Genomic DNA, 22596 nt, shown 5'->3' with positions numbered 1-22596 from the left:
GACCGGTTTGGATCAAACCGGCCTTGCAATACTCCTCAGGTACGATGCGGCTGAATAAAATCCTCAGCCGTAATCATCGTACCAATATGTGCCACCATGGCGGCGCGCGCCGTGGCGTATATCTGGTGGCAACCGGTCACCCGGAAGCCGAGTTTTTCCTGCACGCGTAGCGAAGCGGGGTTATCCGCAAACACACCGGAATGAAGGGTCACCCCCGGCATGCGGCGGAAGAACCGCTCCACCACACCGGCCACCGCCTCGGTCATGTAACCCTTGCCCCAATAGAAGCGGTTCAGCCAGTAACCGAGGTGCCACTCGCCATGCCGCAATTCCACCGAGACGACACCGATCAGAGTATCGTCGCCGCAGGTAATGGCGAAATCCCAGTCGGGCAGCGTGCCGGACGTCCGCAACACCAACCATTCCAGCGCATCCTGCTTGTGGTACGGCGCGGGAACGCGGGCCAGCATCTTCGTCACGGCGAAATCGCCAAGCGATTCCGCAATGCTGCCGGCATCGGAAAGCCGTTGCGGTCGCAGCACCAGACGCCGCGTCTCGATGACGGGGCAGGGGCCGGGCGGAGCCACCGTCACGGCAGTCCGTCGTCGGGTCAGTTCGAGCGCACTCATCCCATGTCCCCCCAGCTCTTCAGCGAAACCCAGGTCTTGCGGTCCAGCCTGTACCATTCCACCGGCACCATGCCGCCAAGCGCCAGCGAACCGACCATGCCGGAACCCTGGAACTGGAAACCGCATTTCTGGATGACGCGGCGCGAGCCAATGTTGGTGACCCGGCAACGGGCGTCGATCTGGTCGATTTCACGGGTGCGGAAGGCCATGTCGATCAGCGCATGCGCCGCTTCGGTCATGTAACCGTGGTTCCAGTAGGGTTCCCCCAGCCAGTAACCGATCTCCAGCGTCTTTTCGTCTTCCTGGGGTTCGAGCGCGCAGCAGCCCAGAAACTCGCCATTGTCCATGCGGGTAATCGCATAGACGCACTTGCCAATCTCGCCAGCTTTGGAGCGTCGCACGAAGTCCGCGGCGTCTTTGGCCGTGTAAGGGTGCGGCATACGCGACACCATGGTCGCGATATTGGCATTGTTGGCAAGATGGGCAAGGGCGTCGATGTCTTCTTCGTGAGGCTTGCGTAAGACCAGCCTCTGCGACAGTAAAACGGGGCAATCGCTCCTCGACCGATCGGGCCTCGGCCGCTCTTCGGGTGACCGTGATTGGTCAACCCTCAACAATTCAGCTTGCATGGTTCAGTCCCTCCATGAGGTTAAAGAAAAAGGGGAGTTGGGTGGTGCCCCATCTCCCCTGTTTTCTTGACTGAACCTGATACGTCTCAGCCGGGTCGATGGGACACCGGCTGCATATGACGCTTACCGGCTTATTCTGCGGCTTCCGCTTTCGGGGCCACGGATACGAATACGCGGCCATTGGCCTTCGTACGGAAGTTCACGTTACCTGCGGTCAGTGCGAAAATCGTGTGGTCCTTGCCGATGCCAACATTGGCGCCCGGATGCCACTGCGTGCCGCGCTGGCGCAGAATAATGTTGCCTGGAATGACAGCTTCGCCGCCGAACTTCTTTACGCCAAGGCGCTTGGATTCGGAATCGCGACCGTTACGCGAGGAACCGCCAGCTTTCTTGTGTGCCATTGGAGTTCTCCTTTAAACCTTGTTTCCCGTGTCGCGCCGATCAGGCAGCAACGATGTCCGTGATGCGGACGACAGTGTGATGCTGACGATGGCCGCGCGAACGCTTGGAGTTCTGACGACGACGCTTCTTGAAGGCGATGACCTTCTTGCCGCGGTTGTGTTCGACAACTTCAGCCTTGACGATGGCACCCTTGACGAAGGGAGCACCGAACTTGGCGTCGGCACCTTCGCCGACCACGAGAACTTCGGTGAATTCTACAGTTGCGCCTGCCTCTGCTTCCAGCTTTTCGATGGTCAGCACGGCGTCGGCCGCTACGCGGTACTGCTTACCGCCGGTCTTGATGACTGCGAACATTTTTTATCCTTTCATGTTCGTTCCGGCTCTGCCCGCAAATGCAAGCTGGCCGTCTTTTTATCAGTCGGAGTAGCGGAAATCCGTCAGGGCTGATGCCCCTTTGAATGTCTGCCGGTGAAACCGCCATTTGAAAGGCGGAATAAACAGAAGGCGCACTACGCCATCAATTTGGGTGCCGATTACGCGAGACGCCGGTTTATGTCAAGATGAAGACGGCCTGAAAAGTAACTGTAACGCCAAGAATTTCATGCTTTTTCGGCAGGTGCGGCAGTCAGGTCTCGAAATTTGTTCAGCAAGTGTTTATATGGGCCTTCCAACAAGGAGCAGAAATGGCCCGCATAGACCAGACCGACGATTGGCGGGACCGCCACGCGCCGACACTTTCCGCCTTTGAGTCGCTGGCGATCGAGGCATATGGCCACCTGCCGGAAGAATTTCGCGCACTGACCAAGGATCTCATCATCGAGATCGCGGATTTTCCGACCGACGATGTGTTCGAGGACATGGCGCTCGAAACGCCCTTCGATCTTCTCGGATTGTTCGAGGGTCGCGGCATCTCCGAACGTTTCACGATGGAAACGGGCGAGATGGTGAACCGCATCACGCTTTATCGCCGCCCCATTCTCGATTATTGGGCCGAGAACGAGGAGACGCTGGGCGATATCATCACCCATGTCCTCATTCACGAAATCGGCCACCATTTCGGCCTGTCGGACGACGACATGGAGCGGATTGAAGAAAGCGCCGACGAGGCCGCCGCCGAACGCTGATCGGGGCGGCTGCCGCAGCTATTGCTCGCCGAGCTTCATGTCTGGATGGTATTCCTTGCCCTCGACGACCTTGGTCACGGCCTGTCCGCAATGCATGACGCCGGCTGCAGCGTTAAAGGCGTAGCTTGGCGAACCCGCCAGTTCCCAGCCCTTGTTCAGAGCTTCGGTAACGCGATGACAAAATTTGGCGTCGTCGGGACCGGTGATGAAACGATAGACCTTCACGTCTCTTTTTCCTTTCTTGCCGCGATGATATCGGCCATGGCGACCAGCCTCTCGGCTTCCGCCACATGCAGCCGCTCGATCATGCGTCCATTCATGTTGATGACGTTCAATTCCACAGATTCGGGTTTTGCGAAAGCGGCAATGATCTCGCGGGCTTCCGCAACCGCTGCCTCGTCCGGGGCGAAGCGCCGGTTGGCCGGCTCGATCTGTGCCGGGTGGATCAGCATCTTGCCATCGAACCCCATGGCGCGACCCTGCTCACATTCGGCTTCGAAAGCGGGGATATCGCGGAAATCGTTCGAGACGCTGTCGATGACATCCAGACCATAGGCACGGGCGGCAAGCACCACCTGCATCATCCAGGGTACGAGATAAGTGCGTCCGGGAAGGGCCGGCACCCGCGTTTCCTTGCGCAGGTCGTTGAGCCCGATGACAAAAGCCGAAAGCCTCGCATCCGGCGTATGGGCCGCGTCAGCAATCGAGGCGGCATTCAGGACACCAAGCGGCGTTTCGATCATCGCCCAGATTTTCAGGTGCTCCGGCACATCCGCCTCGGCCAGAAGATCGGCCACATCGTGAATATCGGCCGGCTGCTCCACCTTCGGCAAAAGAATTGCATCCGGCCGGCAGGAAAGCACAAGCTGCAAATCCGCCTTACCGTCGGGCGTGGAAAGCGGGTTGATGCGGATAATGATCTCGCCCGCTGCAAAGGGCGCTTGCGAAAACAGCTTTTGCAGATTGTCCCGCGCCTCGTCCTTCATCCCGGGCGCGACCGAATCCTCCAGATCGAGGATCACTCCGTCACAATCGAGATCGCCGATTTTTTCCAGTGCCCGGACATTGATGGCCGGCACGGAGAGCAACGAACGACGTGGTCTCATAAGAATATTTTCTGAAAAACTGACCATGCCGCACTTGTGTCAAGCTTTTGTGACATCTGCAAGCTGACAATCCACCGAATCCTCTTGCAAGCCGGAAGAAGAAGGCCCACATTCGTCTGGAAAGAAAGGTTGAATCATGCAAGGCATCCGTTCATTTTTCATCGCCGCCTCCGGTATCGCAATTTTGGCCATGGCGGCTCTTTTCACGGCGTCGCTCACGGTGGCTTTCATCGGCGTACTCGCCGTTCTCAGTGCAGCCCGAATTTTGTCGGCGCGCCTGAAGCCAGCTCCCATTCCGGTCAAGACCCGCAACCAGCGCGACATGCGCGTCTGGAACGACGGCAAGGGCACAATCATCGATCTCTGAGATCGTGTAATCCGGTCAGGATGCGACAACGCCCAACGGGCGTACCGAAGAATGCGGATTTGCGCTTCTAAAGCGCCTGGTTTTGCAGTATTTCCCCAGAGAAAATATCCGGCAGGCTTTTGTCAGTGCCGGATTTTGTTCAAGGGAAACACGGGAAGCGACAGATGGAAAAATTCACCAAGCTGACGGGCGTCGCCGCGCCCATGCCGGTCGTCAATATCGACACCGACATGATCATTCCGAAAGATTATCTGAAAACCATCAAGCGCACCGGTCTCGGCAAGGGGCTTTTCGCTGAATCCCGTTACCTCGAAGACGGTTCGCCCAATCCCGATTTTGTGCTGAACAAGCCCGCGTACCAGAACGCCCAGATTCTCGTTGCCGGTGACAATTTCGGCTGCGGCTCGTCACGCGAACATGCGCCATGGGCGCTTCTCGATTTCGGCATCCGCTGCGTGATCTCCACCAGCTTCGCCGATATCTTCTACAATAACTGTTTCAAGAACGGCATCCTGCCTGTCGTCGTCAGCCCCGAGAACCTCGAAAAGCTGCTGGACGACGCCTCGCGCGGCTCGAACGCCGTTCTCTCCATCGATCTGGAGCGCCAGGAAATCAGCGGCCCCGATGGCGGCACGATTTCCTTCGAGATCGACGAATTCAAGCGGCACTGCATGCTGAACGGTCTCGACGATATCGGCCTGACTCTGGAACATGCCGGTGCCATTGACACGTTCGAAAAGGCAAACGCCTCGGTCCGCCCCTGGGCCTGACCACATTTCCGCTCTTCAAAAAAGCCGATCCCGTACCAAACCGTACCGGATCGGCTTTTGCTTTGCTTGAAAAGCCCTTGAGGCGGAGATAAGAAGCCCTCGATCCCGTCCGGCTGCAATACGACTTGGCATGCGCAGGACGGAACGAGTTTGACGCCGCGCTCGCCGCCATCGAAAACCCTTCGTGATGTTTTCCGGCGCGCCGCCCAAGGAGGGTTCTCATGACAGTCCGTTCGCTTTTCCTGCTGCCCGGTGATGGTATCGGCCCTGAGGCCATGGCCGAGGTCCGCAAGCTGATCGAATATATGAACAGCGCGCACAATGCCGGCTTCACCGTTTCGGAAGGCCTCGTCGGCGGTTCGGCCCATGACGCCCATGGCGTGGCCATTTCCGATGCGGATATGGAAAAGGCGCTTGCCGCCGATGCGATCCTGTTCGGCGCCGTCGGTGGCCCGAACTGGGATGGCGTTCCCTATGAGCACCGTCCGGAAGCGGGTCTGCTGCGCCTGCGCAAGGACCTCGAACTTTTTGCCAATCTGCGCCCGGCCATCTGCTACCCCGCACTTGCCGCCGCTTCCTCGCTGAAGCCGGAACTGGTCGAAGGTCTCGATATCCTTATCGTTCGCGAATTGACGGGTGGCGTTTATTTCGGTGAGCCGAAGCAGATCATCGATCTCGGCAACGGCCAGAAGCGCGGCATCGACACACAGATCTACGACACTTTCGAGATCGAGCGTATCGCCAGCGTCGCCTTCGAACTGGCCCGCACCCGCGATAACCGCGTCTGCTCGATGGAAAAGCGCAACGTCATGAAATCCGGCGTGTTGTGGAACCAGGTGGTCACCGAAACCCACGCGGCGAAATACAAGGACGTTCAGCTGGAGCATATGCTGGCCGATGCCGGCGGCATGCAGCTGGTGCGCAAGCCCAAGCAGTTCGACGTGATCGTCACCGACAACCTCTTCGGCGACATGCTGTCTGACGTCGCCGCCATGCTCACCGGCTCGCTCGGCATGCTGCCGTCCGCTTCGCTCGGCGCGCCTGACGCCAAGACCGGCAAGCGCAAGGCCATGTATGAGCCGGTCCACGGCTCGGCCCCTGACATTGCCGGCAAGGGCATCGCGAACCCCATCGCCATGATCGCGTCCTTCGCCATGTGCCTGCGTTATTCGTTCAACATGGTGGATGAGGCAACGAAGCTCGAAACAGCGATCGCAAACGTGCTCGACAAGGGCATCCGCACCGCCGACATCATGGCGGAGGGCAGCCGCCAGGTCGGTACCTCCGAAATGGGCGACGCGGTTCTTGCCGAATTCAAGGCGCTTTCGGCGTAACGCCTGACGAATCCGGCTGGGCAGTCGGCGCGTTCGTCTGCCCATCTTCCTTCGGCAAAAGATGCTCATATCTTTTGTCAGTCAGAGTCTTCAGAAAGGCGACGATGGCGTCCACACGCTTGTCGTCCAGCGCCGGCGCGGATGTCAGTTCCGCCATGGCGATATTTTCAGGCACTTCCGGCGCATCCCACGTCTTGCCCGTTTCCGGATTGATCTGGCGGCTCGGCTTCTTACTTTTATATTTCACGTAAAACAGCACCACCGTGCGCAAATCCTTGAACACGCCATTATGCATGTAAGGACCGGTGACGGCGACATTGCGCAGCGTTGGCACCTTGAACTTGCCACGCTGGGCGGCATCGCCGGCAACGGCCGGGTTCTGCGCCAGCCCGAGATCGACAGCATCCGGCTTCGAGCCGTTCACAGCCCTGACGGAGGTATTGGCGGGAACCCCGATGTTGAAATATTTGTGGTTGGTGAAGAGGCCGTCTTCCAGACCCTTGGCGCCACGGATTTCATGGCACGTATTGCAATTGGTGAATTGCGTCGAGGAGATCAGGACCCGGCCCAGCTCTTCCTGATCGGTCAGCTTCTCCTCGCCGCGAAGGAAGCGGTCATATTTGGAATCGAAGGTGGAGAACTCGTCCGAGCGCTCGAAGCTCGCAAGCGCCTTGGTCATTGCGGCATAGGCGATCTCGTCGCTCTCAAAAACATCCTTGCCGAACTGCGTGCCGAAAGCCGCGACATAATCCGGGTTTTCCCTGAGCCGTTTGACGACCGAGGCCTTGTCCGGCATGCCCATTTCGAGGGGGTTGAGCGGCGGACCGCCCGCCTGATCTTCAAGCAGGGAGGCGCGGCCATCCCAGAACTGCCCGCCGACATACTCTCCCGCCGCATTCCTGCCGAAGGGCGGCGTAAACCTAGCATAAGCTGCAGTCGGCGCGTTGCGGTCGCCCAGCGAAATGCCGTCATCGCCGACAGATACGTCCCGCCCGACCTTGTCGCTCTCCCGCGCATCGGAAAAACCGGCAGCCTGCATATGGCAAGTGGAACAGGCCATGGTGCGGTTCATCGAAAGGTTGGGATCGTCGAATAGCGCCGCACCGAGCTTTTCCAGCGTTGCGTAATCTTCACCGCCGTGGGCAGCCATACCATCGACACCGGGGCCCAAGAGGGCCAGCAGAATGGATGCGGCACAAGCAGCGGAGACAAAAAATCCGGGTTTCATCATCGATAGGCACGCTCGATATAAATGCGCGAGGGCAGGTTCGGACCGGGACGTATGAAGCGGCTTTCGATCCGGCTGGCTTCACCGAACATGGATCACGGCAGACACCTCCGCTCTTCCATGCCCTATAAAGAAATCTATAGCACTTTCCTGTGGGCCAAGCCTACAAACTTTCGCAGCTTTGTCCACTTTGCCGCAGGTCCACGGACAACACCCGGAAACGATCAACCGCCTTTGGCGATGGCGTGGAAAAAAGTCCCCGAGACAAGACCTCTCCGGCCGCCCGATGGCCCGAGCGGACGACCCTGCCCGTCAGCAATCTGGGCGAAGGGCTCATCGCGGCCGGGATCGGTAACCCGCGCATAATGGAATTCATGGCCGCGCAGAACATCCCCCGCCGTGCCGAGCGGTCCGCTTGCGGCGATTGTCGCCTGCCGATAGCCGAGATTCATTTTGCGCGCCGCAAAGCTGGTGGCATGCGACAGAAGTCCGGTCATGGCATGGGTCACACCATCCGCATCTTCCAGCGCCTCGCCGAGCACCATGTAGCCGCCGCACTCGCCATGAACAGGCTTTGTCGCAGCAAAGCGGGCAAGGCCTGTCTTGAAACCAGCCGCATCCGCAAGTTTTCCGGCGAAAAGCTCGGGATATCCGCCCGGCAGCCAGCAGATATCGCAGCTTTCGTCAGGCGCCTCATCCGCGAGCGGCGAGAAGGGCACTATCTCGGCCCCGGCTGCCTGCCAATGCTTCCTGAGATGCGGATAAAGGAAAGTGAACGCCGCATCCTCCGCCAGCGCAATGCGCTGGCCGGGCGGTGCAATCGCCGTATCTACAGAGCCAGAAGGCACATTCACCGGCGCGGCGAGAAAAAGCAGGGCGTCTAGATCGATGGATTTTTCCATCACATCCGCTAGCCGTTCGATATGCGCATCGATTTCGGGATGTTCGCTGGCCTGCACCAGCCCCAGATGCCGTTCGGGCAGGATGAGCGAAGGATCACGCTGTATGCAGCCGGCAACGGGAAGGCCGATTTTTTCGATGGCTTCCGTGCACAGCGTCCGGTGTCTTTCACTGCCCGCCCTATTCAGCACCGCCGCCGCCATGGTAACGGCCGGATCGTAGTGGGCAAAACCATGGGCGACGGCAGCAGCCGTCTGCGACTGGCCGGACACATCCAGCACCAGCAACACGGGAATGCCGAACAGCCGCGCCAGATCCGCCGCCGAACCCGTGCGATTCTCCGCAACCGGAATACCGTCGAACAACCCCATGGCGCTTTCGATCAGAACAAGTTCCGCGCCATCGGCCTGCTGCGAAAACAGATGCCGCAGCAAGTCCGGCCGCATGGCCCAGCTATCCAGATTAAGGCCTGATGTGCCGGTGGCGAAGGCATGGAAACCGGGATCGATATAATCCGGCCCCGTCTTGATGCCGCGCACCTTGATACCCCGTCGAGCAAAGGCTCGGAGCAGGCCGATAGTCACGCTGGTCTTGCCGGAGCCCGAGCGCGGCGCGCCGATAATGATCGCCCGCGCTGTCATGAGCCGGAAACTCCAAGTCGCGCCCGCATCGATACAATCTCGCCGATAACAATTAAAGCCGGCGCTTCGAAATTTTGCCTGATTGCATCGTCAGCTATACTTTCCAAAGTGCCGATGAAAATCCGCTCCTGCGCCGTCGTCGCAGACGTGATGACGGCGACCGGCGTTTCGCCGGAACGGCCGCCCTGCATCAAAACACCGGCGATCGTGCCGATGTTCTTCAGCCCCATGTAAACGACGATGGGTTCGCGTGTTTTCGCCAGCGCCAGCCAGTCAAGATCCTCTTCGGTGCCCGCCGCGTGGCCCGTGGCCAGCGTTACGGCGCGGCTGATGCCACGCATGGTGGCGGGGATGCGGGCGGAAGCAAGCGCGGTGAACGACGAGGTCATGCCCGGCAATATGCGAAACGGAATACCAGCATGGACAAGCGCCTCTGCCTCTTCCCCGCCACGCCCGAAGATAAAGGGATCACCGCCCTTCAGCCGCAGCACCTTTTTGCCTTGGCCGGCGAAATCGATCAGCGAAGCGGTAATGTCATCCTGCGTTGCGGAGGGCTTGCCACCCCTTTTGCCCGCAAAAACAATCTCTGCCTGCGGACCAAGCGCAACGACATCGTCGCTCACCAGCGCATCGCGCACGATGATATCGGCCTGAGACAGCGCGAGCGCCACTTCCAGCGTCAGATAACGCACGTCGCCCGGACCGGCCCCCGCGAGCCAGACGTGACCGGCCTCAAAGACCGGACCTTTTGCGGCGATGCTGTTTAAAATCTGCGGTATCGACATTTTTTTGGCTGCTTTTTAACGATGACGGAAAAAGCCGTCCCGGCTATAGAAATTTATATGGATACGGATGGAAAGACCCTTCGCCGCGGCTGGACCACGGGCACCTGCGCGGCGGCCGCCACGAAGGCGGCCTGCGCTGCCCTTTTGACCGGCGAATTTCCTTACCCTGTCGAGGTCGAACTTCCAAGCGGCGCGAGGCCCGCATTTTCCCTCGCCATCGAGGACAAGGGTGATAATTTCGCCCGCGCCGGTGTCGTCAAGGATGCGGGTGACGATCCCGACGTCACCCATGGCGCGCTGATCGAAAGCACGGTCAGACGAGGTCAACCGGGAAGCGGTATCATCTTCAAGGCCGGGAAGGGCGTGGGCACCATCACCCGGCCGGGCCTGCCCCTGCCGCCGGGAGAACCCGCCATCAATCCCGTGCCGCGCAAGATGATCGAAACGGCCATTCGCGAGGTGGCCGGAGAAAGTACCGATTTCGAGGTCGAGATTTCCGTCCGCGATGGCGAGAAACTGGCGGAAAGAACCCTGAACGGCAGGCTCGGCATCGTCGGCGGTATTTCTATCCTCGGCACCACCGGCATCGTCATTCCGTTTTCCTGCTCGGCGTGGATTCATTCGATCTGGCGCGGCATCGATGTGGCGCGCGCCACCGGCTGCACCCATGTGCTGGGCGCTACCGGCAACACCTCCGAAAAAGCCGGGCAGGCGCTTTACGATCTTCCGGAAACCGCGCTTATCGACATGGGCGATTTCATCGGCGGCATGCTGAAATACCTGCGCAGCCATCCGGTCGAGCGGGTGACGATCGCGGGCGGCGTCGCCAAGATGACTAAGCTCGCCCAGGGAATGCTCGACGTGCACTCCAAAAAGGGATTGGCCGATCTCGATGCGCTGGCGGCATTGGCGCGGGAAGCCGGAGGAAATGAAAATCTCGCCATTGCCATCCGTCAGGCCAACATGGTCGCGCACGCCTTTGAGCTGGCCGAAAGCGCCAAGATAGATCTCGGTGCGGTCGTTGCTGAAAAAGCCTGGGTAACCGCAGCGGCAGCGCTGAAGATGCCGGCCATTGCGCTCGATATTCTGGTGTTCGATCGTCAGGGCGCGCTCAAGGGCCGCACCGCCTCCACGCCGTCGCATCAGCCTTTCGCGTCTTCCTTCGGAGACCGGAACCGCCGAACATAGTCGGTGCTATAAAGCGCGCTTTCACGAAAATCAGTCGAGGCAAGCCCACGTCCGACGAAGATCAGGGCCGTCCGCTCCACCGGTTCGGCTGCGAGCTTGTCCTCAATGTCGAACAGCGTTCCTCTGATAACCCGCTCATCCGGCCAGGACGCGCGAACGACGATGGCGACCGGGCAATCCGAACCGTAAAGCGGCGTCAGCTCTTCCACCACCTTGCCGATGGCATGAATGGCGAGATGGACGGCGAGCGTTGCGCCCGTCGCACCGAAAGCCTTCAGCGTCTCACCCTCCGGCATCTTCGATGCGCGCCCGGAAATGCGGGTCAGCACAAGGCTCTGCGCCACTTCCGGCACAGTCAGTTCCCGCTGCAAAGTGGCGGCGGCGGCGGCAAAGGACGGCACGCCCGGGGTGACGGTATAATCCAGACCCAGCCGCTCCAGACGGCGAATCTGCTCGCCCATGGCGCTCCAGACGGAAAGGTCGCCGGAATGCAGCCGCGCCACATCCTTTCCGGCCTCCGCTGCGGCCACAAATTCCGCCTCGATCTCATCCAATGAAAGCGCGGCCGTATCGACGATGCGGGCGCCCGGAGGACAATATTCAATGAGCGCTTTCGGAACCAGCGAGCCGGCATAAAGGCACACCGGGCAGGCGGCGACAAGATCGCGCCCGCGCACCGTAATGAGATCGGCGGCGCCCGGACCGGCGCCAATGAAATGAACCGTCATTATTGTTCTCCATGTTCGATGGCGCTGCTGCTTTTCTGCGGGGCGTCGTCAGTCGTTGCGATGGCCACCGTGACATCGTCAACCACAAGACGCGGCGCAACCAGCCTTGCATTCTCTCCGGCGGCGGCAAGCGCCGCCGCTTCGCTCACACTTGGCGAGCCGGCATGATCAAGGCTCGCCTGTGAAAATGTCATTGTTTTCGAAGCAACCGCCTCGAGCCGTTCCTGCGATACGATTTCAAGCGACAGCGACAGGCTTTTCGCCGCTTCCAAAAGACCGGCTTCACCGGCTTTGAGCGGCGCGGTCGCCAGGCATTCCGCCGTCACGTCAAAAGCACGTTCTGCGGCACGCACGGCGGCAATGACAGCAGCGGGACCCGTGCCTCTGCGACAACCTATGCCAGCCACGGTCACCATGGCTTGGTCCAGCTCCATTGCGTCACCGGCATTGCCGGACGCCAGCCCGACATGGAACCGACAGCCGCCACCCGCGACACATCCAGACGGATCATCGATCCGCCGTGCCGCGCATGGGCGGCAAGCAGAATGGCCTCCATTTCCAGCGTCACCGCATTGGCGACCAGCCGCCCGCCGGGTTTCAGGGCCTCCATAGCCCCCTCAAGCACACCGTCTTCACTGCCGCCGCCGCCAATGAAAATCGCATCCGGCTTGGCCAAGCCTTCGAAAGCCGCAGGGGCCGCGCCGATCATGACCTCAAGCGCCGGAACACCGAAAGCTTCGGCATTGCGAGCGATACGCTCCGCCCTTTCCGGGTGTTGTTCTATGGCGATGGCGCGGAGCGAGTGGTGCGACAGCATCCACTCTATGCCGATCGAACCCGAACCGGCACCGACATCCCACAGCAACTCGCCCCGCCGTGGGCCAAGAGAGGAAAGTGTCACGGCGCGGATTTCACGTTTGGTGATCTGCCCGTCATGTTCGAACAGGCTGTCATCAAGCCCACATGTGAAAGGCAGAACGCGGGCGCCATCGGCCGCGACGACGTCAATCCCCACCACATTCAGCGGGTCGATGTCTTCAAACGAGAAATCGGCCGCCCTGACCTGCCGCCGCCTCTCCCGCTTTCCGCCCAGGGCTTCGAGCAAAATGAATTCCGACTGGCCTAAACCGAGATCAGACAGCAGATTTGCAATCAAAGCCGGCGCATGCGCGTCAGACGTCAGGGCGATGATGCGCGCACCCCCATGGAGATGCGGGCGCAGAAGATCGACGGAACGGCCATGCAACGACACGCACTCGGTTGATTGCAGCGCCCAGCCAAGCCGCGAGGCGGCAAGCGAAAAGGCGGAGGGCGAGGGATGACAAACTGTCTCGTCCGCCTCGATTTGCCGCAAAAGCGTGACGCCGACGCCGTAAAAAAACGGATCGCCTGACGCCAGCACACAAACGCGCCTGCCACGCAGCGCCACGACATCGCTCATCTCGGTGTCAAAGGGCACCGGCCAGCGCTGGGCGTCACCGCGAATGGCCGCGGCCGCCAACTCCAGATGGCGTTTGCCGCCAAAAACCACTTCGGCCGCTTCAATTGCCTCAATTGCCTTGCTGCCCAGCCCTTGCAGCCCGTCCTCACCTATGCCGACGATGGAGAGCCACGGCTTTTCTTTCTTTTCGGTGGAAGCCTCATTTTTTGTGGAAGCCTGGCCCGTTCCGGAATATTCAGACGTCATGACACGCTCCATACTCATCCTTGGCGGCACGGCGGATGCCCGGATACTGGCGGGCAGGCTGGCGCAGGAATCCTGCGACCGTATTCTCCTCTCCATGGCCGGCAGGACGCTCTCGCCGGTGGAACAGCCAGTGCCGATGCGTAGTGGCGGCTTCGGTGGAGCTAGCGGTCTTGCGGATTTCATTCGCACCGGGGATTTCGATATTCTCGTGGACGCCACCCATCCCTATGCGGCGAAAATTTCCGCCAATGCCATTGAGGCGGCGCGGCTCGCCAGAGTTCCGCTGGTCGTCCTTTCGCGTCCTGCCTGGCAGCGCCAGCCGGGTGACAGGTGGCATGATGTCGACACTGTCGAACAGGCTGTCGCCGCGCTCGGCAGCGAAGGCAGACGCGTGTTTCTGGCTTTGGGACGGCAGGAGCTTCTTCCTTTCGAAACCGCGCCCCAGCACAACTATCTCATCCGCAGCGTCGACCCGGTGGAGCCGCCACTGAAACTGCCGCATGCGCGCTATATTACCGCACGCGGCCCCTTTGCGCTGGACGACGAAATCCGCATGCTGGACGAAAACCGCATCGAGACGGTGGTCTCGAAAAACTCCGGTGGCAGCGCGAGCTATGGTAAGATCGAAGCGGCGCGACGGCTCGGCCTTCCGGTCATCATGATCGACCGGCCGCGACAGCAAAACGACGCGCCCCTGAATGACGTGACGGTGCCGGACATTGCCGCTGCGCTCACCGCCATTCGCCATCAGCTCTCTCTTCTCGAAAAACGCGGCGAATAAACCAGCGGTTCCTTGCCGGAACGTTCAATCAGACGGGTTTCAACCGAGCCGACGATGATGCAGGTAGCCATATCCGCCATATCGCTCGAAGCTTCCGAAAGAGGCACAACCCGGATACGCTCATCCGTCCGGCCTGCCGCGCGACCGAAGATCACCGGCACCGAACCGGGCAAATGCGCCCGCAACAGATCAAAAGCGGTCCCGAGCTGGTGCGGCCGTGCCCTGCTGACGGGATTATAGAACGCCATTACAAAGCCTGCTTCTGCCGCCGCGATCAGCCGTTTTTCAATGATGCCCCAGGGTTTCAGATTATCCGATAGCGAAATGGCGCAGAAATCATGGCCAAGCGGCGCGCCGGCTCTCGCAGCGACCGCCAGCATGGCTGTCACACCCGGCACGAAGGAGAAATCGATATCGCGCCATTCGGCGGGGCCGCTTTCGATCGCCTCGCAAACTGCCGCCGCCATGGCGAAAACGCCGGGATCGCCGCCGGACACCACGCACACCTTGCCGCCGGAAGCTGCAAGCCGCAGAGCCTGCTCGGCGCGGGAAATCTCCTCGCGATTGTCCGAAGCGTGGCGACGCTGGTCCGGCCGAAGCGACAGCCGGTCAATGTAAGGGAAATAACCGAAAAAATCGTCCGAAGCTTCAACGGCAGCGAGCGCTTCCGGCGTTATCTGGGCCTGACTGCCCGGGCCAAGACCGACGACGACGAGCCTGCCCGTCATGACTTTTCACCAGCCAAGGGTCTTGTTTTCCAGCCAGGAACCAGAACCAGCGAAAAATATGGAGCAGGCGACGCATCGCGATCGACAAGCCGCACCGCATGGCTGTTGGCCATGGTGCCGCGCTCGACATAAAGCGCGTCTTCAAGCTTGCCAGCCTTTTCCAGCGCCCGGCGGATTTTCGGCAGGTTGCGCCCGACCTTCATGATGACCGCCCCATCCGTCCCGGAAAGGCGGTCCGTCAAAACATCTTCTCCAAGTGTACCGGGAAGCACGCTTAAAATATCGTCGCCTTGCACCAGCGGCAGGCCAGCCATGGACCAGCATCCCGACATGGCGGTGATGCCAGCCACGACCTCGGCGGGATAAGACGGCGCCAACCGCAGATGCAGGTGCATATAGGAGCCATAAAACAGCGGATCGCCTTCGGAGAGCACGGCAACATTTCGCCCAGCCTCGAGATGCACGGCAATATCCTTCGCCGACTGATCGAAAAAACCCGCGATGGCATCTTTGTATTCATCGCCGTTTTTGTCGCTTTCGACGGTTACCGGGTAAACCAGCGGCATTTCCAGCGTGCCCGGACGAATGAAGGCTTCGACAATACCGCGACCGTTGCCGCTGCTTCCCTTCTTGCAGAAGAAGGCGAGAACATCGGCACTTTCGATGGCACGCACGGCTTTCAGCGTCAAAAGCTCCGGATCGCCGGGACCGGTGCCGACGCCAACAAGCTTGCCCTTGGGATGTTCAAGGAGTGCCGCGCTCAAAGGCCCGCCCTCGCAACCGCGTTGATCGCAGCGGCGGTCATGGCCGAGCCGCCGAGACGCCCCTTGACGATGGCGTAGGGAATAGCGAGCGAACTTGCCTCCAGGGCGTCTTTCGATTCCGCCGCACCCACAAAGCCAACGGGCATGCCAATGATGGCCGCCGGGCGGGCATCGCCTTTTTCCAGTATTTCGAGGAGATAGAACAAGGCGGTTGGTGCATTGCCGATCGCGACAAGCGCGCCATCCAGCTTGTCCGCCCACAGATCAAGGGCGGCGGCGGACCGTGTGTTGCCTATCCGTTTCGCAATATCGGGCGTGCGAGCATCGCGAAGGGTGCAGATAACCTCATTGCCGGCCGGAAGGCGCGCGCGCGTCACGCCATGCGCCACCATCTCAGCATCGCAGAGGATAGGCTTGCCAGCGAGGAGGGCGGAACGCGCAGCGCCAACGAAATCGGGCGAAAAGCGGAAGTGGCTTGCCGCCTCCACCTGGCCACAGGCATGGATCATACGAATGGCGATATCTGCCTGTTCATCGCTGAAGGCGGACAGATCCGCTTCTTCACGGATGATGGCGAAGGAGCGTTCATAGATCGCATTGCCATCGCGAATATAGTCATAGTCGGTCATCAGTCATCCTGTCGAAGCGCCGCGCCGATTACTCCCGTGCCCAGACGGACAAGAAAGGTGGCAGCGTTTTCTCCGGGCTTATGTTCTTTTTCGTAAAGACGGGCAAGCCGCGAAAGCGCCGTCCTGCGATGCTGAAAAGGTAAAATGCCATTGGGCGCGTCGCCGGCGCGGCCCGAAATAGAAAATGCCAGGCCTTCAGCGGTGCCGGAAAACGTCAGAAGCGCCGGTCCTGGATGGGCACATCCCTTGCCACAGCCGGAAATATGAAGCGTGAAAGAGCCATCCAGCAGGGAAGGGCATTCTTCAGCCGCAAAGGCGGCCAACTCATGGGTGGCAAAGAAGGCCGACCCACAACGTGGCGCGCCCGAGCACACGGCAACGGAAGAGCGCGCGTCCCCGAAAGCAGTGATAACACCCGTCTCGCCCGCCACCGCAAGCAAATCGCGGCAGACCGCAGAAGGACCGAATAATAGCAGGCTATGGTTTGGCGATGGCCGCAACGTTTCGATACCGAGCGCATCGGCCTGCTCGCAGAGCTTCGCCAGATCGGAAGCCGGGAGTTGCCCGAAAGCAGGTGCGATGCCGACAGCAAAGCAATCCTCTCCCGTCGTCATCAGCCCCAATGGCAGAGACGTGTCCGTAAGTTCATCGGCAATCTCTCCAGCCAGCAGACGATCTCCGCAGATCGACCTCGTCGTTGCAACATCCAGATCGCGGCCGCGGGCAAGCGGTCCTTGAGCAGCCAGATGGACGAGCAGAGAGACAACTATATCCGGCGCCGCGTGCGTCTCTATCAACCCTGCCCTAAGCGCCTTCGGCTGCGGCCCGCCAAGCATCAATTGCCAAAGGGTTCTGCCACCCAGAGACGCCGCCTTCAGGCGAATATCGGCCAGCAAACCATCCAGAGACAGGCGACCGCCACCATCAATGACGACCGACATCTTGGCGGCGAGTTTTTCATGAAGTCGAAGCCTGCCGGCTTCTCGCCGAATTGCTGCGGCAAGCGGGCGGGCATCGGCAATTTCCGTATCATCCCGACCGGCGAGAGGCGAGGTCTCTATCGCAAGTCCGTGACGAAGCGGCAGGTCCAGCGCCAGTACCTCCTTCTCCAGCGCAATCGCACTGTCGGGCGTCAGACCGCGAAACTGCACCCCGCCGCGGGCGGTGATGTCGATCAATCCGTTGCCATGCCGCTCAGCAAGATGGCAAAGCGCCACCATCTCGCGCGGCGATATATCAGCCTCAAAAGCAATTCGCGACAAAAACCCGTCGCCTGTCCGCATGGGGGCGGAAAGGGCGGGGCAGACGCCACGGCGGCCAAACGGCTGAACGGTTTCGGCGGCAACGGCCATCACGCCTTTCTCCTTTCGGAAAACGGCAGGATCAGCATTTCCAGTTCGGCATCAACCGCGTTGCGGCGGCTATGCCACAACCCGCGACGGCGCGCGGATAAAAAGCGTTCGGCCATCACCCGCGCCGCTGTCGGGTTTTCCCGCAGAAGAAAGTCGCGCACGGCCTCGTCGCCCAAATAGGCGTCGTAGAGGCATTCGATCAGAGATGAGGACACGACATGCGTCGTCTCCGCAAATCCGATCAGGCGGTCAACGGTTTCAAGCAGTTCCGCGGCACCGCGCGGCCCATGCCGCATCTGGCCGGCGATGAAGCGCGGGTTGACGGCGCGTGCCCGCACCACACGCGTCAGCGCCTGCGAGATCGTCCGCGCACGCGGGCGGGCCGGATCGGTCGTATCCAAGGCAACGATATCGGCAATATCCCCGAGCGCAGCCTTCGCAGCGGAAAAACCGCCAATGAAGGCGACATCAGACGAACCGTCGAGCAAATCCCGACCGGGATCATCGCCGGTATGAACGAGAAGATCGGCCCGGCGCACAAGTTCGGTAAAGCCGGCATCCTCAACGATGTCGAGTCCATCGGCGCCGCCAAAAGCATGGTTTGCAGCCTCGAGATATGCCCGCCCCAGCTCCTCGCGTTCCTCCCAGGTACCGCCCGCCAGCTTTTCCTCGATACCCGCGCCATAGGTGCCGGGCGCAGAACCGAAGATGCGCGCCGGGATATGCCCGAGCGCTGCGGCCTCCTCCGCAAGCGGATTGTCGCCCGGCGCTTCATCCCTGCGCGCGACGGCTTTGGTGGCGGCGTCGAGAAGCGCGATCAGCGCCGGAAACATGTCGCGGAACAGCCCGGAGATGCGGAACGTCACATCAACACGCGGTCGCCCGAGGCTGGCGGGCGGCAAAACCTCGATACCGGTGACACGACCGGTAGCGGGGTCATGCATCGGCCTTGTCCCCATCAGATGCAGCGCCTGCGCCACATCCTCACCGCCATTGCGCAGGCTGGCGCTGCCCCAGAAATCGAAGACCAGGTGCTTCGGCCAGTCGCCATGGCTCTGTAGATGATGGCGCAATACTTCTTCAGCTGCCATTTTGCCGAGTTCAAATGCCGTCGGCGTCGGCATGGTACGGGGATCGGCGGCATAAAGGTTGCGACCAGTGGGCAGCACATCGAGCCGCCCGCGCGCAGGTGCGCCGGAAGGGCCGGGAACGATATGCAGGCCATTGAGCGCGGCAATCAGGGCGGCTTTTTCCGATTTGGCGCTTTCAAGCCTCAGAAGGTCGGTCTCACCCTCGGCACTGCGGCCAAAAACATGCTGGCCGTCCTTGATCGCAAAATCCTTGAGGTCGCAGAGAAAAGCATCGATGCGCGACAGCGCCGCATCTGGATCATCTTTCTCCACCACGCCCGCTTCCGCCGCAAGCCCGGTCTCCAGCGCCTTTTCAACGATCAGTTTCGCCAGCCGGTCACGCCGGCGGCGATCCAACCCATCCGCCTGCGCATATTCATCGACCAGTTGCTCCAGCGCCGACTGCTCCGGCGAAAGCCCGGCATTCACGAGTACTGGCGGAACATGGCCGATGGTCACGGCCGCGATGCGCCGCTTGGCGACCGCCGCCTCGCCCGGATTGGAAACGATGAACGGATAGACCACCGGCAGTGAGCCGGTGACAATTTCGGGAAAACAATTGCAGGAAAGCGCTACCGTCTTTCCGGGCAGCCATTCCAGCGTTCCATGCGCGCCCACATGCACGATGGCATGCGCACCCGCAATCCGCTGCATCCATGCGCCGAAGGCAACAAGCGCGTGACGTGGCGGCAGGGCGGGGTCGTGGTAGTCCACCCGACGATCCTCATTGCGGCCCCGGTCCGGCGCGAGCGCCACGAACACTTCGCCGAAACGTGCGGCGCGGAACCGGAACGCGCCATCGACGAATGCGTCGTCATCGATTGCCGCGCCCCATGTCGCGTTCACGGATGCGGCAGATGCCGACGGCAAGGCGGAGAAAAAAAACTCGTAGGTGGAAAGATCAATTGCCGCTTCCTGTTGTTCGACGCAGGCGAGCAACGCCCGCGCAGTCTCAGGAATATCCTCGACCGTATAGCCTGCCCCGGCGAGATCCTGCATCATTTCGAGAACGCTTTGCGGCACATCGAGACCGACGGCATAACCGGTTCGCCCGGGCGCCGCACCGGGATAGTCCGGCATCAGAATAACGATCCGCCGATCCCGTGGAGCGGCATTCCGCAGCCGCAGGAAAGCGGCGATGCGATTTGCAGCCTGCTCGATGCGATCAGCCTCGGGTACATTGAGCAAACTCGCGCCGCCATCCACACGCGCCTGTTTGAATGAGATCGCACCGACGAGAATCCGGCCATCCAGCTCCGGCAGGACGACATGCATGGCGAGATCGGAAGGATTGAGACCGCGCGCATTTTCCGCCCATCCGTCCCTCCGCGTCGTCGCCATCACCACCTGAAACACCGGAACGCCCATCCGGTCAAACAAGGTTGCCCCGTCATCATCAGTCTGACTGGCGAAGGCGGTGGCGGCAATGATGGCGGCGGGCTTCAGATCGGGCAGCGCCGTTTCGAGGAAACGGATCGCCTCGCCATCCTTCAGACCACTGACAAAAATCGGCAATGGCGCAAAGCCGCGCTGCGAGAGCGCCTTAAAAAGCGCGTCCACCGGTGCGGCATCTGCCGCCAGAAGCATGGAGCGGTAAAACAGAATGGGCAGAACGGGCACACCTTCGGGAAAACCCGCGCAGGCTTCCGCCCTATCCACAACGCCCCTGCCGGGCCGGTAGAAACCGGCTTTTGGTAGCGGCTCGGCTTCGATATCCGGCCATGCCTCGGCCCTTGCAAGAGCGGCGAGACCAAGGGCAAGCCGATCCATATTCTCTTGCCCACCCTCACGGAAGAAGGAGAGGACCGAGGCCAAAATCCGCCGATCGACGGTCGAGGCCGCTTCCAGTTTCTCGTCCCTTTCGCTGCACTCACCCGGCAAAAGCAGAAGCTTGATGCCACGCCCGTGCGCAAGAATGGAAAGCTGATCGACGCCGTAACGCCAGCGTTCCGCGCCGCCGAGAATCCGGATAAGAATAACCTTGGCATGTTCCGCCGTCTTTTCGACCCAGAGATCGACCGACATGGGATGCCGAAGCTCGGAGAGGTTGGCGGCTGACAGGGAGGGGAGCGCCCCCCCTGTTCGCCGCCAGGCCTGTTCCAGCCCGGCAAGATCGCTTGCCGAAAAAGACAGTATCACCACATCAGACCGGGGCTGGTTGAGATCAACCGGCTCGATCAGATCGTCCAGAGACGAGGATGTGGTAGCGAGGATGTGCATCGTTAGGCGGCCAGCATCTGTTCGATCTTTTCGCGGTTGATGCCCTTTTCGCCGATGACGACGAGGCGGCTGCGGCGTTCCTCACCCGCAGCCCAGGGCCGGTCGTAATAATGGTTGACTCGGCTGCCGACAGCCTGCACCTGCAGGCGCATCGGCTTCGCGGCAATTTCGATGAAGCCCTTGATGCGCAGGACATTTTCGGCAGCAGCCGTCTTGGCGATACGGGCCGCCAGCGCTTCCGGATCGGTAACAGTCGGCAGATCGATGACGAAGCTGTCGAAATCGTCATGCTCGTGGTCGAGTTCGCCATCGTGGTGGGTGCGGCGGTTTTCGATATCCTCTTCCACCGCAAGGCCAAGACCGATCAGCACGGCGGGGTCGATGGCGCCATTGGAGGCCACAACGATCTTTGCCGCCTTCGGCAGATGTTCGAGAACATGCGCCTTGGCCTTGTCCAGACCGGCGTCATCCAGCAGATCGGCCTTGGTCAGCACGATAAGATCGGCACAGGCGACCTGATCCTCGAAAACCTCTTCGACCGGGTCATCGTGATCGAGCGCCTCGTCATTTGCCCGTTGGGTGGCGAGCGCTTCCATGTCGTGCGCCACCTGACCCTCGGCAAGGGCGGCGCCATCCACTACGGCTACGACGGCGTCCACCGTCACACGGCTCTTGATCGCCGGCCATTGGAAGGCCTGCACCAAGGGCTTCGGCAGGGCAAGGCCCGAGGTCTCGATGAGGATATGTTCCACCTTCGGCTGGCGGCTCAGAATCTGTTCGATGGCGGGCTGGAAATCATCCGCCACCGTGCAGCAGATGCAGCCATTAGCCAGTTCGACGATGTTTTCTTCCGGGCAGCTTTCAATACCGCAACCTTTGAGAATCTCGCCATCGATGCCAATATCGCCGAATTCGTTGACGATGATCGCCAGCCGCTTGCCGTCCAGCTTTTCGAGAAGACCGCGCAGCAGCGTGGTTTTGCCGGCCCCCAGAAAGCCGGTAACGATGGTGCAGGGAACGCGGTCCAGAAGGGTGCTCATGATCTCTCCTCGGTAAAATCGAATGGGGGAATGCGCGCCACCATGCCGCGCTTTAAGGGTTCGGGGCGGCCGCGCCAGGGCATCAGACCATCGGGGGCGGCCGCCAGCAGCTGCGCACCGGTCAGCAAATCTTCCGCATCACCGGTCGTCAGCCCGCCGAAGACATAGGACCAGCCATTGGCGCTGCGCAGCACGGCGCTAAGCCCGCGCTTGCAATTGGCGAGGCAGTTGACGGAGCGAACGGTGACACCGGTTTCCTGCGCCTTTGCGATGACGGCATCGGCGAGACGTAAACCGGGGCGCGGTTCGGCATTGGGATCGGTTTCATCGCGGCAGCTTCTGCAAACGAAGACGGTCACGCCGGACGCTGTTTCGTTCTGCGTGTTTCCGCCTGCACATGAAGATGTCGCTGAAATATCCAAACCGTATCGTTT

General features: G+C 60.8%; 26 protein-coding genes. 6 read left to right on the top strand and 20 right to left on the bottom strand.

The window, feature by feature from the left end:
* Positions 1-35: 35 nt before the first annotated feature.
* From PL599_RS16835 to rplU, 4 genes are all read right to left on the bottom strand, one after another.
* Positions 36-629 (bottom strand): GNAT family N-acetyltransferase, encoded by a 594-nt coding sequence (locus tag PL599_RS16835; protein WP_269824789.1) that lies wholly within the window; start codon positions 627-629, stop codon positions 36-38.
* Entirely contained in the window at positions 626-1258 is a 633-nt protein-coding gene (locus PL599_RS16830) for a GNAT family N-acetyltransferase (protein WP_077983637.1), read from the bottom strand. The genes PL599_RS16835 and PL599_RS16830 overlap by 4 nt, the downstream gene beginning before the upstream one ends.
* A gap of 131 nt (positions 1259-1389) precedes the next feature.
* Entirely contained in the window at positions 1390-1659 is a 270-nt protein-coding gene (rpmA, locus tag PL599_RS16825; protein ID WP_003492686.1) for a 50S ribosomal protein L27, read from the bottom strand.
* Positions 1660-1699: 40 nt separating this feature from the next.
* Entirely contained in the window at positions 1700-2014 is a 315-nt protein-coding gene (rplU, locus tag PL599_RS16820; protein ID WP_003492690.1) for a 50S ribosomal protein L21, read from the bottom strand.
* Positions 2015-2343: 329 nt separating this feature from the next.
* On the opposite strand from rplU, the gene PL599_RS16815 reads away from it, so the two are divergent.
* Positions 2344-2784, top strand: a complete 441-nt coding sequence (locus PL599_RS16815) for a metallopeptidase family protein (protein ID WP_003492693.1) — start codon at positions 2344-2346, stop codon at positions 2782-2784.
* An 18-nt stretch (positions 2785-2802) separates the two neighbouring features.
* Here the strand turns inward: PL599_RS16815 and PL599_RS16810 are convergent, their stop codons facing one another.
* The 3 genes from PL599_RS16810 to PL599_RS16800 are packed head-to-tail and all read right to left on the bottom strand — an operon-like array spanning position 2803 to position 4082.
* Positions 2803-3009 carry a DUF1737 domain-containing protein gene (locus PL599_RS16810; RefSeq protein ID WP_063951515.1) on the bottom strand — a complete coding sequence of 69 codons (207 nt, stop codon included), beginning with the start codon at positions 3007-3009 and terminating at the stop codon, positions 2803-2805.
* Positions 3006-3917 (bottom strand): HpcH/HpaI aldolase/citrate lyase family protein, encoded by a 912-nt coding sequence (locus tag PL599_RS16805; RefSeq protein ID WP_170985693.1) that lies wholly within the window; start codon positions 3915-3917, stop codon positions 3006-3008. The genes PL599_RS16810 and PL599_RS16805 overlap by 4 nt, the downstream gene beginning before the upstream one ends.
* Positions 3918-3929: 12 nt before the next feature.
* Entirely contained in the window at positions 3930-4082 is a 153-nt protein-coding gene (locus tag PL599_RS16800) for a hypothetical protein (RefSeq protein ID WP_162520489.1), read from the bottom strand.
* On the opposite strand from PL599_RS16800, the gene PL599_RS16795 reads away from it, so the two are divergent.
* The 3 genes from PL599_RS16795 to leuB all read left to right on the top strand — a co-directional run bounded on the left by PL599_RS16795 (position 4027) and on the right by leuB (position 6361).
* Entirely contained in the window at positions 4027-4257 is a 231-nt protein-coding gene (locus PL599_RS16795) for a hypothetical protein (protein ID WP_137412341.1), read from the top strand. The two genes, PL599_RS16800 and PL599_RS16795, sit on opposite strands and share 56 nt — an antisense overlap.
* Positions 4258-4421: 164 nt before the next feature.
* Positions 4422-5027: a 3-isopropylmalate dehydratase small subunit gene (gene leuD / locus PL599_RS16790; RefSeq protein WP_077983639.1), complete on the top strand. Its 606-nt coding sequence runs from the start codon at positions 4422-4424 to the stop codon at positions 5025-5027.
* Positions 5028-5248: 221 nt separating this feature from the next.
* Entirely contained in the window at positions 5249-6361 is a 1113-nt protein-coding gene (gene leuB / locus PL599_RS16785) for a 3-isopropylmalate dehydrogenase (RefSeq protein ID WP_271359354.1), read from the top strand.
* Here leuB and PL599_RS16780 read toward each other — a convergent pair.
* From PL599_RS16780 to cobA, 3 genes are all read right to left on the bottom strand, one after another.
* Positions 6342-7592 carry a cytochrome-c peroxidase gene (locus PL599_RS16780; RefSeq protein ID WP_269824787.1) on the bottom strand — a complete coding sequence of 417 codons (1251 nt, stop codon included), beginning with the start codon at positions 7590-7592 and terminating at the stop codon, positions 6342-6344. The two genes, leuB and PL599_RS16780, sit on opposite strands and share 20 nt — an antisense overlap.
* Positions 7593-7813: 221 nt before the next feature.
* The gene (locus tag PL599_RS16775; protein ID WP_269824786.1) at positions 7814-9130 is read right to left on the bottom strand and encodes a cobyrinate a,c-diamide synthase; all 1317 of its coding nucleotides are present in this window, start codon (positions 9128-9130) and stop codon (positions 7814-7816) included.
* A complete protein-coding gene (cobA, locus tag PL599_RS16770) occupies positions 9127-9915 on the bottom strand; it encodes a uroporphyrinogen-III C-methyltransferase (RefSeq protein ID WP_269824785.1) in 789 nt (262 codons plus the stop codon). The genes PL599_RS16775 and cobA overlap by 4 nt, the downstream gene beginning before the upstream one ends.
* Before the next feature lie 57 nt (positions 9916-9972).
* On the opposite strand from cobA, the gene PL599_RS16765 reads away from it, so the two are divergent.
* Positions 9973-11103, top strand: a complete 1131-nt coding sequence (locus tag PL599_RS16765) for a cobalt-precorrin-5B (C(1))-methyltransferase (RefSeq protein WP_269824784.1) — start codon at positions 9973-9975, stop codon at positions 11101-11103.
* On the opposite strand, the gene cobM is transcribed toward PL599_RS16765, so the two are convergent.
* Genes cobM through cbiE form a run of 3 tightly spaced genes read right to left on the bottom strand, consistent with a single transcriptional unit; the run spans position 11058 to position 13518 of the window.
* Positions 11058-11831 carry a precorrin-4 C(11)-methyltransferase gene (gene cobM / locus PL599_RS16760; protein WP_077983643.1) on the bottom strand — a complete coding sequence of 258 codons (774 nt, stop codon included), beginning with the start codon at positions 11829-11831 and terminating at the stop codon, positions 11058-11060. The two genes, PL599_RS16765 and cobM, sit on opposite strands and share 46 nt — an antisense overlap.
* Complete coding sequence (locus PL599_RS16755) at positions 11831-12247, bottom strand: cobalamin biosynthesis protein (protein WP_162520514.1); 417 nt, start codon at positions 12245-12247, stop codon at positions 11831-11833. Before PL599_RS16755 ends, cobM begins: the two co-directional genes overlap by 1 nt.
* A complete protein-coding gene (cbiE, locus tag PL599_RS16750; protein WP_269824783.1) occupies positions 12241-13518 on the bottom strand; it encodes a precorrin-6y C5,15-methyltransferase (decarboxylating) subunit CbiE in 1278 nt (425 codons plus the stop codon). Before cbiE ends, PL599_RS16755 begins: the two co-directional genes overlap by 7 nt.
* Here cbiE and PL599_RS16745 point away from each other — a divergent pair.
* Positions 13517-14299 (top strand): cobalt-precorrin-6A reductase, encoded by a 783-nt coding sequence (locus PL599_RS16745; protein WP_137412346.1) that lies wholly within the window; start codon positions 13517-13519, stop codon positions 14297-14299. The genes cbiE and PL599_RS16745 overlap by 2 nt on opposite strands.
* Here PL599_RS16745 and PL599_RS16740 read toward each other — a convergent pair.
* The 7 genes from PL599_RS16740 to PL599_RS16710 are packed head-to-tail and all read right to left on the bottom strand — an operon-like array spanning position 14266 to position 22584.
* Positions 14266-15027 carry a precorrin-3B C(17)-methyltransferase gene (locus tag PL599_RS16740; protein WP_142912904.1) on the bottom strand — a complete coding sequence of 254 codons (762 nt, stop codon included), beginning with the start codon at positions 15025-15027 and terminating at the stop codon, positions 14266-14268. The genes PL599_RS16745 and PL599_RS16740 overlap by 34 nt on opposite strands.
* Entirely contained in the window at positions 15024-15791 is a 768-nt protein-coding gene (locus PL599_RS16735) for a precorrin-2 C(20)-methyltransferase (RefSeq protein ID WP_142912903.1), read from the bottom strand. The genes PL599_RS16740 and PL599_RS16735 overlap by 4 nt, the downstream gene beginning before the upstream one ends.
* Complete coding sequence (locus PL599_RS16730) at positions 15788-16420, bottom strand: precorrin-8X methylmutase (protein WP_137412348.1); 633 nt, start codon at positions 16418-16420, stop codon at positions 15788-15790. The genes PL599_RS16735 and PL599_RS16730 overlap by 4 nt, the downstream gene beginning before the upstream one ends.
* The gene (gene cobG, locus PL599_RS16725) at positions 16420-17772 is read right to left on the bottom strand and encodes a precorrin-3B synthase (RefSeq protein WP_269824820.1); all 1353 of its coding nucleotides are present in this window, start codon (positions 17770-17772) and stop codon (positions 16420-16422) included. The genes PL599_RS16730 and cobG overlap by 1 nt, the downstream gene beginning before the upstream one ends.
* Positions 17772-21122, bottom strand: a complete 3351-nt coding sequence (gene cobN, locus PL599_RS16720; protein WP_271359353.1) for a cobaltochelatase subunit CobN — start codon at positions 21120-21122, stop codon at positions 17772-17774. Before cobN ends, cobG begins: the two co-directional genes overlap by 1 nt.
* Before the next feature lie 2 nt (positions 21123-21124).
* Entirely contained in the window at positions 21125-22162 is a 1038-nt protein-coding gene (gene cobW / locus PL599_RS16715; RefSeq protein WP_077983652.1) for a cobalamin biosynthesis protein CobW, read from the bottom strand.
* Positions 22159-22584 (bottom strand): DUF1636 family protein, encoded by a 426-nt coding sequence (locus PL599_RS16710; protein ID WP_269824781.1) that lies wholly within the window; start codon positions 22582-22584, stop codon positions 22159-22161. The genes cobW and PL599_RS16710 overlap by 4 nt, the downstream gene beginning before the upstream one ends.
* Positions 22585-22596 lie beyond the last annotated feature (12 nt).

Origin of the sequence: Agrobacterium sp. ST15.16.055, assembly GCF_027956555.1 — a bacterium.
GTDB classification, from domain to species: domain Bacteria; phylum Pseudomonadota; class Alphaproteobacteria; order Rhizobiales; family Rhizobiaceae; genus Agrobacterium; species Agrobacterium salinitolerans.
This window is presented reverse-complemented; position numbering and strand designations above follow the sequence as displayed.